Source organism: Streptomyces sp. NPDC085866, from assembly GCF_044541035.1.
GTDB lineage: Bacteria > Actinomycetota > Actinomycetes > Streptomycetales > Streptomycetaceae > Streptomyces.
Genome location: NZ_JBITSQ010000004.1, coordinates 572556 through 585743, shown reverse-complemented (window position 1 = coordinate 585743; position 13188 = coordinate 572556). Strand labels below are relative to the sequence as shown.

The following is a 13188-nucleotide window of genomic DNA, read 5'->3' as shown; positions in this document are numbered from 1 at the left end:
ATCAGTTACCGCCTTCCGGCATCTTGGCCGCGCCTCGGATGAGGTCGCGGGTGGCCAGGTCGAAGGAGTTGACGAGGAAGTCCACGTCGGTGTCGTCCAGCACGGCGGGCGGCGTGAACCGCACCACCGAGCTGCCGTTCATGGAGTGGTTGGCGACCACGCCGTGGTTGAACAGCTCGATCAGCAGCTCGCCGGCCAGGCCGGCCTCCACGAGCTCCACGCCGATGAGCAGACCCCGGCCGCGCACGTCCACCACCAGCTCGGGGATGTTGCGGTGGGCGACCTCCGCGATCCGCGGCAGCAGCCGGGCACCGAGGTCCATCGCCCGGGTGACCAGGCGCTCCTCCTTGACGGCCCGGATCGCGCCCTGCACCGCGGCCATCAGCACCGGCTGCCCGGAGAAGGTGGCGGTGTGGACGTAGGGGTCCTTGTCGAAGGGGCGGAACGCCTTGCGGGTGGCGACGGCCGCCGACACCGGCATCACCCCGCCGCCGAGCGCCTTGCCGGTGAGCAGGACGTCCGGGACGACGCCCTCGATGTCGGCGCCCCACCACTCGCCGAGCCGCCCGAAGCCGGACTGCACCTCGTCGAGGATGAGGAAGCCCTCGTACTCGCGGACCAGCTCCTCGACCCGCTTGAGGTAGCCCTTCGGCGGGAGGACGACCCCGCCCTCGCCCTGCACCGGCTCCAGGATCACGCACACCTCGCCCGGGTGCGCCCGCAGTTCCGCCTCCAGTGCGTCGGCGTCGCCGAACGGCAGGTGCTGGAAGTCGGGCACGAGCGGGCGGAACGGCGCCTGGTAGACGTCCTTCGCGGTCGCAGACAGGGCGCCCAGCGTCTTGCCGTGGTAGCCGCCGCGCATCGAGACGGTGCGCTTGAAGCCGTTCGCACGGGCCAGCTTCAGACCGGTCTCCACCGCCTCCGCACCGGACAGCGCGAAGTGCACCCGGTCGAGCCCGGCCGGCAGCACGGAGACCAAGGCCTCGGCGGCGCGGGCCACAGTCGGCTCCAGCAGGATGCGGGTCGCGGTGGGGTGGGTGCGCAGCTGACGCTCCACCTCCTCCATGACGATCGGGTGCCGGGCGCCCATGATGAACACGCCGTAGCCGCCCGCGTTCAGGAAGCGCTCACCGTCGCTGGTGGTGAGCCAGGCGCCCTCCGACGCCACCTCCATGTGGCTGCCGAACAACTCGGCGAGCGTGGCGCGGCCCTTGCTGAGGTGGGCCCGGTACAGGTTGAGGATCTCCGCCTCGTCGTCGACGGCGGTCGCCGGCGCCGGGGAATCCTGGATGACGGTCACGTGTCGCTCACTCCAAAAAGGTGGGGTGGGGGGGAGCGCCCCGAAGGGGCGCGGGGAACTGCGCGAACAGCCACGACGGACCCGCAGTCGCCCACATAGCTCTTCCGGCCGAGCTCTACGCCAGAACCAGCGGCCCTCCGCCGAAGTACGCGAGCAGCGGCTCCGCGGCGGCGAGTCGAGATGGCGGATGAAAGGCCAGCGCACGAGTAGCGGCAGCGGCTTGCGCGCTCGCGGAGTTGCTGATGAAGTCCAGCCCGCCCAGCAGCTCCAGCGCCCGAGCCACAATGCCCGGCAGTGCGTTTTGCACCGCGTACCGAGCGATCAGCACCCGCGCCACCGACTCCTCGTCGCCCGGCTCCGGACCGGTGCCCCGGGCCACGCCCTCCAGCAGGGCGAGGGTCGCCTCCATGTCGACGGCGAGAGCCGCCCGCTCCTCTGCGCTGCCCCGCTGCCGCTCCAGCACCTGCTCCACCAGCGCGGCGGCGGAGCCCGCGTACCCTGCGGAGATCAGCATCTCGAACCAGACGAACCCGGCCGACTGCAGGTCGTCGAGGCGGGTGGGGTCGTCGGCGCCGGCCCGGACGACCATCTCGGACGGGACGAACACGTCCTCCAGGCGTACCTCGTCGCTCTCCGCGCCGGCCAGCAGGTCGTTGCCCCAGAACGGGTGCACGGACATGCCGGGCGCGTCGGCCGGTACCAGCGCGAGCGCCAGCTCCGGCTCGCCGCCCTCCTCGCCGTGGATGGCGATGGACGCGGTCAGCAGGCTCATCGAACCCGACAGGCTGCACGGCTTCTTCGAGCCGGACAGCAGGAACCCGCCCTCGACCGGACGCGCGGTCACGGCCGGCTTCAGGATGTTCTGCGCGGTACGGCCCTCGGCCCAGCCGGAGGCCATCACCTGCTGCTCCGGCACGATCCGGTGCAGCAGCTCGGTCTGCGCGGCGGTGAGCCGGCCCGACTTGACCGCCAGCGAGTACAGCATGGCGGCGGTGAAGTGGTGCATGGACACGGCCGCGACCAGGGACGGCGAGAGCGCGCCGAGGGCGAGCTGGACCCGCAGCGCCTCGAGCGGGGCGGCTCCGTGGCCGCCGTAGGCCTCGGGTATCAGCAGACCGACCCCGCCGTGGATGCGGAACAGGTCGATCACCGGGCTGCCGGGCCGCTCCCGCTCGGCGTACGGAATCTGCTCCAGCTCCTTGAGGAGTCCGGGGTGGAACCGCTCGCAGACGGTCCGGGCAGCATCGAGGGAACGCACGGGAAACCTCCGCAGGACTGGGTGTGGTCAGGCGCCGAAGACCGCGTCGTACGGGCTCACGTCGCGGGCGATGCTGACTCCCTGGACGTGGGAGGTCTTGAGCATCGGGTAGTTGGCCTCGCCGAACGCGCCGCCGGTGCGGCCGGTGCCGCCGTGGCTCGGCAGGTAGGGCAGGAAGCCGATGTGGGAGTCGTTGACCTTGAGCAGGCCGCCGTTGACCACGCGGCGCACGAAGGTCTCGATGACGTGGTCCGAGCGCGACCACAGGGAGTTGCGCAGCCCGTAGTCGTTGCTGTTGACGAACTGCAGGAACGCCTCCAGCAGGGCGTCGTCGTTGTCGCGCTCCGCGACCACGATCGGGATCAGCGGGAAGAACGTCTCCTCCCGGACCACGTCGTAGGTCCGGGCCCGGTCCAGGCCGTCCACCCGGACCACCGTCGGCTGCAGGAAGACACCCGTCTCGGACACCGTGCCGTCGACCTCGGTGCGGTTGCCGCCGGTGACCAGCTCGGCGCCGTTGTCCATCGCCTGCCGCAGCAGCCGGAAGAAGCGCTCGCTGCGCCGCACCGGCGACAGCAGCACGTCCTCCTCCTCGGGCAGGCCCGGCTTGATGCCCCTGACCTGCTCCTTGACCTCCGTGATCAGCGCCTCGGCGATCTCGGGGTGGACCAGCACGTAGTTGGGCACCATGCAGATCTGCCCGGAGCCGTAGAACGACTCGGTGATGGCCTCGGCCGCCCACTTCACGTCGGCGTCCTTCCACACCACGATGCCGTCGTTGCCGGCGAGTTCGAGGATCGGCTTCTTGCCGTGCGCCACGCACTGCTGCTCGAAGCGCAGGCCCTCCTGGCTGCCGCCGATGTAGAAGATGTCGTTGATCAACGGGTCGGCGATCCAGCGGTCCATGGTCTGCTTCGGGTTGGAGCACACCGCGTTGAGCACACCGGCCGGCGCGTCGATCTCCTCCAGCAACGGGGCGACGATGTCGCGCAGCAGCCACATGGTGGACAGCGCGATGCTGCGGGGCGCCCGCACCACCACGGCGTTGCCGGCCATGAGCGCCAGCACGCACAGGGCGGTGCTGGGCAGCGGGGCGTTCTGCGGCGGGTTGAAGGCGACCACGCCGTCCGGCTGGCGGTGCAGGATCAGCTTGCGGCCGTTGTACTCCTTCTCGACCCGCATCTGCTTCAGGTACCAGCGCAGGGAGCCCGGGGCGTAGATCTGCAGCAGGCAGCTCAGCTCCCAGCGGGCCAGCTTCACGGGGTGGGACTCGGCGACCAGCATGCGCAGGAACTCGTCCTGGTGCTTGATCAGTTCCTCGCGGAAGCGGGTGCCCAGCTGCATCCGCCGCTCCAGCGGTACGGCCGCCCAGTCGGGGGCGGCCGCGGCGGCCGCCTGGGTGGCCAGGTCGATGGCGGAGTCGTCCGCGATCGCGCAGCGCCCGACGACATAGGGGTGCTTGGCCGCGTCGGATTCGGGGTCCTGTTCGAGCGAGCGCTTCAGGGTCACGCTGGTGAACACGTCTTCCAGCAGGGAGCGCCCGCTGACGGTGTAGACCCACCCGTCCCCGGCGACGTCCTTGCCCGCGATGTAGAGGTCGTAACTCTTCAATCCGGAAGGTGCCTCAGCACTCTCCTCCTGCGCGGCTTCGCGAAGCATCTTCAGCCTTTCGGATATGGCGTGTGGATTTCTTGAAGCAATGCGAGCCTGACAGCGGAATCTGACCCCGCGCTGACACGTGACTGACCGCGCCGATCAAGCCACGGGAGCGCTCTCGGCGCCGTCAGCGGGGCGTCAGCCGGCCTTGCTTGCATGACCGCATGCCACCTGTCGACAGCACGATCCAGCGGTTGCGCGATCTGCCGCGCAGTGAACTCGCCGAAGAAATCGAGTCAATCGTCCTGAAGAAATTCAAGGCCGTACTGCTCATGGACGATTCCGAGGATCTTCCCCTCGACGTCAGCTATTTCGATCTCGGCCTCACCTCGCTGCGGCTGACCGAGATACGACAGAGCCTGGAGCAGCTCCTGGACCTGTCGATCAACGTCAACGTGCTCTTCAACGAGCCGACGATCGCCCACCTCGTGGACCACCTGACCCAGGCCATCCAGGAAGCTTGAGGAGTCGTTCCATGCCGCGTACGGAATCAGAGCAGGCGCCCGAGCCGGTCGCGATCGTCGGAATCGGTCTGCGGTTCCCCGGCGGCAGCGGCTCGCCCGACGAGTTCGACGCCTTCCTGCGGGAGGGCCGCAGCGGAATCGGCCCGATCCCCCGGGACCGCTGGGACGTCGACGCGTTCACGCCCGAGGGCCCCGACGACAAGGGCAAGATCCGCGCCTCGGCCGGCGGGTTCCTGGACCGCATCGACCTGTTCGACGCCGGCTTCTTCAACATCTCCCCGAAGGAAGCCCGCTACATGGACCCCCAGCAGCGGCTGCTGCTGGAGACCGCCTGGCAGGCCCTGGAGCACGCGGGCATCGACCCGGCGCCGCTGCGCCGCGGCAACGGCGGCGTGTACATCGGAGCCAGCTCCATCGACTACGCGCTCGAACTGGACTCGCTGCCCTACGAGGAGCTGGACGGCCATCTGGCCTCCGGCATCACCATGTTCCCGCTGTCCGGCCGGCTCTCCTACTTCCTCGGCTGGCGCGGCCCGAGCATGAGCGTCGACACGGCCTGCTCGTCCTCCCTGGTCGCGCTGCACCTCGCGGTGCAGGCGCTGCGCGCCGGCGAGAGCGACATCGCGCTGTGCGGCGGCGTCAACGCCCTGCACCACCCGCGCATCCCGGTGATGTTCTCCAACGCGCAGATGCTGTCCCCGGACGGGCAGTGCAAGACCTTCGACGAGGCCGCCGACGGCTACGCGCGCGCCGAGGGCTGTGGCATCGTCGTCCTCAAGCGGCTCTCCGACGCCGAGCGCGACGGCGACCGGATCCTCGCGCTGGTGCGCGCCACCGCCGTCGGCCAGGACGGCGACAGCGCCGGTCTGACCGTGCCCAACGGCCCCGCCCAGGAGAAGGTGATCCGCAGCGCGCTGGCCGCCGCCCACCTCGCGCCCGAGGACATCCAGTACGTCGAGGCGCACGGCACCGGCACCCCGCTCGGCGACCCCATCGAGTTCGGCGCCATCGGGGACGTTTTCGTCGACTCCCACACCAAGGACCGGCCGGTGCTGGTCGGTTCGGTGAAGACCAACTTCGGTCACATGGAGCCCGCCTCCGGCATCGTCGGCGTCATCAAGACCGTCCTCCAGCTGCGCGCGGGCACGATCTACCCGCACATCAACCTCAACACCCCCTCGGGACGCATCCCCTGGGACCTCTACCCGGTCCGGGTCCCGACGGCCTGCGAGCCCTGGGAGGCCGAGGTCCGGCGCGCGGTCGTCAACAGCTTCGGCTTCGCCGGGACCATCGGCGCGGTCGTGCTGGAGCAGGCCCCCGAGCCGGCCGAGAAGCTCTCCGAGGGCGGGGCCGCACCGGTGTTCACCCTGTCCGCGAAGAACGCCGGCGCTCTGCGTGAACTTGCGGCAAAATACCGGCAGTTGGTGGAGGAGCAGCCACTGGCGGCGCTCTGCCACAGCGCCAACACCACCCGCACCCACCACCCCTACCGCGTCGCCGCGCCCGTCACCGACCGCGCCGCGCTCGCCCGGCTCCTGGACCAGGCCGCCGAGGCCGAGCACGAGGGGCCCTCCGGCATCCGCAAGACCGCGTTCATGTTCACCGGACAGGGCTCCCAGTACGCCGGCATGGGCGCCGCCCTCTATGAAGCCCTCCCCGTCTTCCGTGCCCAGGTCGACGCCTGCGACCGGCTGTTCGCCGAGCACCTCGGCCGCTCGGTGCGCGAGCTGCTGCTCGGCACCGCCGCCGACCCCGAGGCGATCGACCGCACCGAGTACACCCAGCCCGCCCTGTTCACCCTGGAGTACGCCCTCGCCCAGCAGTGGATGGCCTGGGGGGTGCGCCCGAACGTGCTCATCGGGCACAGCATCGGTGAGGTCGTCGCCGCCGCCGTGGCCGGACTGTTCAGCCTGGCCGACGCGGTCACGCTGGTCGCCGCCCGGGCCCGGCTGATGCAGGCCGTGCGCACCGAGGGCGGCATGGCCGCTGTCGCCGCCCCCGCCGAGGAGGTCGCCCCCCTGCTGGAGGGCCGCGCCGACCTGGCCCTGGCCGGGGTCAACGCCCCCGACCAGACGGTGATCTCCGGTGCCACCGCCGCGCTGGACGAGGTGGTGGGCGTCCTGGAGGACAGGGGCGTCCGCGTCGACCGCCTCAAGGTCTCGCACGCCTTCCACTCCCCGCTGATGGCCGAGGTCTACGACGACTTCCGTGCCGCGCTCGACGGCATCACCTTCCACGAGCCGAAGATCAGCCTCATCTCCAACGTCACCGGGCGCCTCGCCCGGTTCCGCGAGATCGGCGACCCCGACTACTGGGTGCGGCACATCGGCGAACCCGTCCGCTTCCTCGACGGCATCCGGGCCGTCGCCAAGCGCGGCCGGCACGCCCTGATCGAGATCGGCCCGCAGGCCGGGCTCACGGCGCTCGCCCGGCGGAGCGTCACCGTCGAGGACCACCTGTGGCTGGCCAGCCTGCGCCGCCGCGACACCACCACCTCGACCACCCTCACCGCACTCGCCGACTACTACGCGGCAGGCCTCGGCGTCTCCTGGACCGACTACCACGCCGGGCACCCCGCGCCCGCCCGCGTGGACCTGCCGACGTACGCCTTCCAGCGCAAGCGCTACTGGCTGCCCACCGCCACGCCCCGCAGGGCGGTCGCGAACGGCACCGCCCGGCACCTGCTGCTCGGCATCGAGGAGCGGTTCGCCAGCGGAGTGCGGGAGTTCAACGCGGAGTTCACCACCGAGGAACTCGGCGCGCTCGCCGACCTCGCCGACGGCGGCCGTACCGTCCTGCCCGCCGGCGCCTACGTCGACCTGCTGCTCGCCGTGCAGGACGCGGTCCAGGGCCACGCCCGCTCCGCCGTCCGCGACCTGAGGCTGCTCGCCCCGCTGGAGCTGCCCGCCGAGACCGTGACCGCGCTGACCACCCGCTGGCGGCCGCGCCCGGGTGGCGGCGCCGAGGTCGAGGTGTTCACGGTCGTCGGCGGCGAGGAGAACATACACGCCACCGCCGTCGTCGCCGCGGAACGCGAACCCCTCGTCCCGGTCTCGGAGTTGGCCGAGCTGGACGCCACCCTCGCCCCCGCCGGACAGCAGATCGACGACGAGGACATCTACACCGACCTCGCCTCCGTCGGCCGCCCGCAGGGCCCCCGGATGCGGCTGCTGCTGCGCGCCGCCCGGCACGGCGCCGGCCTGGTGACCGGAGAGCTGACCGGCCGCGACGCCACCGCCGTCGAGCACGTCCCGGCGGAACTGCTGGAGGCCGCCGTGCAGGCCCTGGTCGTCCTCGACCCCGAGGGCCCGGTGTTCGTGCCGCGCGAGATCGCCTCCGTACGGCACTTCCGCAAGCCGCGCGGCGAGAATCTGCGTGTTCTCGCCCGGGTCCGCGGCGAGCAGGACCGGCGGCTGGCCGACGTGCTGCTGCTGGAGAACGGCGATCCGGTCGCCGAACTGCTCGGCGTGCGCATGGCCCGGCCCGAGGGCCGCGGTGGCCGCCGTCAGTTCCTGCACCGCCCCGACTGGGTGCGCCGGGCACTGCCCGCCAAGGAGCACGCACCGGCCCGGCACGTCGTCCTGCTCGACCCGTCCGCGGTCCGCGCCGCCGAACTCGCCGCCGAGCCCGGTCTGAAGGTCACCTGGCTGCCCGACCTCACCGACCTCAAGGCTGCCCTGGAGGACCCCACCGTCACCGACGTCTGCCGGATCTGGCGGCAGCGCCCGGCGCCGATGTCCGACGGCCGGCTGCGCGTGGAGTGCGAGGACAATTACCGCGAACTCCTCACCCTCATCGGCGCGTTGGACGCTTCCGGCGCCGCGCGGCCGCCCCGGCTGTGGCTGGTCACCGAGGGCGCCCAGTGGCTGCCCGGAGACCCGGCCGGCGACGGCGGGCACCTCGGCGCCGCCACTCTGTGGGGCTTCGGCCGGGTGCTGCTGACCGAGTACCCGCAGTACCGGACGACCCTGGTGGACCTCGCCCCGGGCAGCGGTCTCGCCCCGCTCGCGGACGAGTGGCGCAGCGAGCCGCCCGGCGAGTACCAGGTCGCCCACCGCCCCGGCCGCCGCTATGTGCGCCGGCTGCTCGCCGGTGACTCGACCCTCACCTGGACCGGCGGCTTCGAACTGCGCGCCCCCGACTCCGGTGACCTGTCCGACCTGGCGCCGGCCTCGGTCACGGACCGGGCGCCCGAGGCCGAGGAGGTCCAGGTCCGCGTGCACGCCGTCGGCCTGACCGCCGAGGACGCCCGTACCGCCCTGGACACCGGACGCGCCGAACGCGCGGAGGAGGAGGCAGGCGTGGAGGAACCGCCGCCGCTGCTCGGCCAGTTGGCCCGCGGCACGGTCCTCGCCGCCGCCGACGGCACCGGCTTCGCAACCGGCGACGAGGTCCTCGTCCGGCACGACGGCACCTTCCGCTCCACGCTCACCGTGCCCGCGGTGGCCGTCGTGCACGCCACCGGCTCCGACGACACCGCGCCCCGCTTCCGGCTGGACGAGACCGGCGAGGCCCTGCGCACCGCCCTGTCCGACCCCGCCGGACGCGCCTGGGTGACGCTTCCCGAGGACCCGGCGGAGGAGCAGACCGACCAGGTCGACGCGGGCCCGGCCGGACTGCGCGCCGACCGCACCTACCTGGTCACCGGCGGTCTCGGCGGCCTCGGCCTGGTCACCGCGCGCAAGCTGGTCGCGCTCGGCGCCCGGCACCTGACCCTGGTCAGCCGCAGCGGCCGGGCCACCGAGGAGGCCTCACCGGTCCTCGCGGACCTGGCCGCCGACGCCGAGATCGACGTCGTACGCGCCGACATCTCCCGCTCGGAGGACGTCCAGCGCCTGGTGCGGCACCTCGCGGCGGGCCCGTACCCGCTCGGCGGGATCGTGCACGCGGCCGGCTCCTACGACAAGAAGCTGATCTCGGAGCTGACCTGGGAGTCGATCGACGCCCAGCTGGCGGCGAAGGCGTACGGCGGCTGGCTGCTGCACGAGGCGGCCGAGGAGTCCTTCCCCGAGCTGGAGTTCTTCGTCACCTACTCCTCCATCGCCTCCGTCCTCGGCGGCGCGACCCAGGGCCACTACGCCGCCGCCAGCGCCGGGCTCGACGCACTCGCCGAGTGGCGCAGTCGCCGCGGGGTGCCGGGGCTCTCGGTCAACTGGGGTGCCTGGGCCCGGGTCGGTATGTCGGCCCGTCTGGAGGAGCACCTCAGCCAGGAGATCGAGCGCAGCGGCGTCCGCTTCTTCTCTCCGACCCGGGCCCTGGACACCCTGGCCCGGCTGTGGGGGCGGCCGCGCACCCAGCGGATCGTCGGCGAGTTCGACTGGGACCGCTATGTGGCGGGCAGCGTCACCGGAGACCTGTTCTACGACCGGCTCGCCCGGCAGACCCCCGACGACGACGGCACCGGCCTCGACCTCACGGCACTGGCCGCGCTGCCCGGGGCCGAACGCCTGGCCGCCGTCACCGGCGTGGTCCGCGAGAAGGTCGGCGCCGTCCTGCACCTGGAGGAGGGCGACGAGCTGGACGTGTCCACCGAGTTCGTGTCGCTGGGCCTGGACTCCCTGATGGCCCAGCAGGTCAAGGCCGCACTGGAGCAGACGTTCCGGCTGCCCCTGCCGGCCTCCCTCACCCACGACCACCCCACGGTCCGTGCGCTGGCCCAGTTCGTCGACGGTCAGCTCGGTCCGGTACCGGCAGCGTGACAGAGCTGGGGGGCGTCCTCGCCAGGGGACGCCCCCCAGGGACGGGAACCCACCATGACTGACATACCGAGGGAGCGCTGGACGCTCCACCACTCCTCCCGGGCCCACGCCGGAAGCCGCCCGGACCACCCGGCGATCATCTGCGAGGGCCGCGTCACCACCTACGAGAAGCTCCACCGCGACAGCAACCGCGCCGCGCACGCCCTGCACACCAGCGGGGTCAGGCGTGGCGACCGGGTCGCCTACCTGGGGCGCGAGTCGGCCAACTACTACCTGGTGATGATCGCCTGCGCCAAGGCCGGCGCGGTCCTGGTGCCGGTCAACTGGCGGCTCACCCCGCACGAGGTCGACCACATCCTGCGTGACTCCGGCGCCGCCCTGATCTTCGTCGACGACGAGTTCTGGGACACCGTCGCCACCGTCCGCCACCAGCTGCGCGGACTGCGCAGGGTGATCCGGGTCGACGGCACCGACGCCGACGGCGAACCCGCCCGCGGCGCGGGCCTGCCGGCCTGGGCCGCCGACCAGCCCGACACCGACCTCGCGCCCGGCACCGGCCCGGACGACGCGGTCATCCAGATCTACACCAGCGGCACCACCGGCCTGCCCAAGGGCGCGGTCCTCGCCCACCGCAGCTTCTTCACGCTGCCGCACGCGAGCCGCGAGCGGGGCGTGGACTGGATCGACTGGCTGCCCGAGGACGTCGCCCTGATCTCCCTGCCGGGCTTCGGCGTGGCCGGCATCGGCTGGTTCCTGCACACGTTCAACGCCGGCGGCACGAACGTGATCATGCCGCAGTTCGACCCGCAACAGGCGGTACGGCTCATCCGCAGCCACGGGGTCACCACCACCTTCGCCGCCCCGGCCATGCTCCAGGCGATGGCGGCCGAACGCGGCGCGGGCCCCGAGGCGTTCGCCTCCCTGCGCAAGATCGCCTACGGCGCCGCCCCCATGTCCGAGACGCTGCTCAAACAGTGCCTGGAGACCTACCGCTGCGAGTTCGCGCAGATCTACGCCAGCACCGAGACCGGCAGCGTCGCGGTCTGTCTCCCGCCCGAGGCGCACCACCCCGGCAGCACGGTCCTCACCTCGGTCGGCAGGCCCTGCCCCGGCAACGAGGTCAAGGTGATCGGCCCCGCCGGCGAGACCCTTCCCGTGGGCGCCATCGGCCAGATCTGCGTCCGCGCACCCTCCCGGATGCTCGGCTACTGGAACCTGCCCGAGGCCACCGCCCGCACCCTGGTGGGGGAGTGGTTGCACATGGGCGACGCCGGCTACCTCGACGAGGACGGCTATCTCCATCTGTGCGACCGCATCAACGACACGATCATCGTCGCCGGGCAGAACATCTACCCGGCCGAGGTCGAGAAGGCGCTCGCCGCGCACCCGGCCGTCGCCGACACGGCGGTCGTCGGGCTCCCCGACGACCGCTGGGGGGAGAGCGTGCACGCGGTGGTGGTCCTCAGGCCCGGCGCGACCGCCACACCCCGGGAACTCCTGCTGTCCCTGCGGGGCCGCATCGCCGACTACAAGATCCCGGGCACGTACCACTTCGCCGAGTCCCTCCCGCGCAACCCGTCGGGCAAGATCCTGCGCCGCGCGGTGAGGGAGCGGCTGACGGCGTCGACCAGGGACGCCTTGAAGGCAACGGTCATCTGACAACACTGACAGCCCAGAAAGGAAGTCGCCGCATGCCTTCCAACGCCAGGGAGAGCAACTCCCAAGGGGCGCGGGGCTCTGCTGACTTGCGGCTCCGCCGTGGGGCGCGACCAGCCCCCACCGGCCCGCAGACCGCAGACGACGGCAGGTCCCTCTTGCAGATCGGCGTACTCCTGCCCACCCGAGAACAAGCCATCAACGGCACCTACGCCGCAGCCCCCTTGCTCGACTTCGCCAAAACCGCGGAAGCGCTCGGCTTCGACTCCCTGTGGGCGGGGGACTCCCTCACCGCCCGCCCCCGCCTGGACCCCCTCGTCGTACTCTCGGCCGCAGCGGCAGCGACAACGCGCATCGCGGTCGGCACCGCGGCCCTCACCCCGGCCCTGCGCCACCCCCTCATCGGCGCCAACATGATCGCGAGCCTCAGCCATGTCGCCGCCGACCGGCTGGTCCTCGGTCTCGGTTCGGGCTTCCCCATGCCCGAGACCGAGGAGGAGTTCGCCTCGGTCGGTGCCTCCTTCCAGGGCCGCGTCGGCCGCCTCGACGAGATCACCGCCCTGTGGCGGACGGCGTGGCGGTCGGGGGAGGACGGCGAACCCGCCGAGTTCCAGGGCAGGTTCTGGCAGGCGGAGAACCTGGACCGGCTTCCCTCGCCCGCGATCCCGGGCGGGCCGCCGCTCTGGCTGGCCGGCAGCGACACCCCCAAGGTCCTGGCCCGCGTGGCGACCCGCTACGACGGCTGGCTGCCCTTCCTCCCGGACGTCGACGCCTACGCACGCGCCCGCCGTCGTATCGCCGAACTCGCCGAGGAGGCGGGCAGGGGAGCCGACGCGGTCGTGCCCGCGCTGTACGCCACCGTCACGGTCAACGCCAGTGAGAGCGCGGCCAAGGCCGAACTGGAGCACTACATCAGCCACTACTACGGCCGCTCCCTGGAGCAGATGCGGAGCATCCAGGCCTACGCCTGGGGCAGCGCCGAGAAGTGCGCCGAGTGGCTCGGCGGCTACGTCCGCGCCGGCGCCCGGCACCTGGTCGTACGGATCGGATCGCTGGACCCCGAGCCGCAGTTGAAGGAGATCGCCGAGGTGCTGCTGCCCGCGGTACGCGCCCTCGGCCCGTCCACCACCGTTGGGAGTACGCAGTCGTGACCAC

General features: G+C 72.0%; 7 protein-coding genes. 4 read left to right on the top strand and 3 right to left on the bottom strand.

Features of this window, described 5'->3' with window-relative positions:
* Position 1 precedes the first annotated feature (1 nt).
* From ACIF83_RS12685 to ACIF83_RS12675, 3 genes are all read right to left on the bottom strand, one after another.
* A complete protein-coding gene (locus ACIF83_RS12685) occupies positions 2-1300 on the bottom strand; it encodes an aspartate aminotransferase family protein (protein ID WP_393473939.1) in 1299 nt (432 codons plus the stop codon).
* 115 nt (positions 1301-1415) lie between these two features.
* Positions 1416-2558, bottom strand: coding sequence for an acyl-CoA dehydrogenase (locus tag ACIF83_RS12680; RefSeq protein ID WP_399726162.1), 1143 nt, complete (start codon positions 2556-2558; stop codon positions 1416-1418).
* A gap of 27 nt (positions 2559-2585) precedes the next feature.
* The gene (locus ACIF83_RS12675; protein ID WP_398140882.1) at positions 2586-4217 is read right to left on the bottom strand and encodes an aldehyde dehydrogenase family protein; all 1632 of its coding nucleotides are present in this window, start codon (positions 4215-4217) and stop codon (positions 2586-2588) included.
* Between the two features lie 161 nt (positions 4218-4378).
* On the opposite strand from ACIF83_RS12675, the gene ACIF83_RS12670 reads away from it, so the two are divergent.
* The 4 genes from ACIF83_RS12670 to ACIF83_RS12655 all read left to right on the top strand — a co-directional run bounded on the left by ACIF83_RS12670 (position 4379) and on the right by ACIF83_RS12655 (position 13184).
* Complete coding sequence (locus ACIF83_RS12670) at positions 4379-4678, top strand: acyl carrier protein (protein WP_097251870.1); 300 nt, start codon at positions 4379-4381, stop codon at positions 4676-4678.
* Positions 4679-4689: 11 nt separating this feature from the next.
* The gene (locus ACIF83_RS12665; RefSeq protein WP_399726158.1) at positions 4690-10377 is read left to right on the top strand and encodes an SDR family oxidoreductase; all 5688 of its coding nucleotides are present in this window, start codon (positions 4690-4692) and stop codon (positions 10375-10377) included.
* 54 nt (positions 10378-10431) lie between these two features.
* The gene (locus tag ACIF83_RS12660; protein WP_393473927.1) at positions 10432-12036 is read left to right on the top strand and encodes a fatty acid--CoA ligase; all 1605 of its coding nucleotides are present in this window, start codon (positions 10432-10434) and stop codon (positions 12034-12036) included.
* Between the two features lie 155 nt (positions 12037-12191).
* On the top strand, positions 12192-13184 hold the full coding sequence (locus tag ACIF83_RS12655) for an LLM class flavin-dependent oxidoreductase (RefSeq protein WP_393473924.1): 993 nt from the start codon (positions 12192-12194) through the stop codon (positions 13182-13184).
* The last annotated feature ends 4 nt before the right edge of the window (positions 13185-13188 follow it).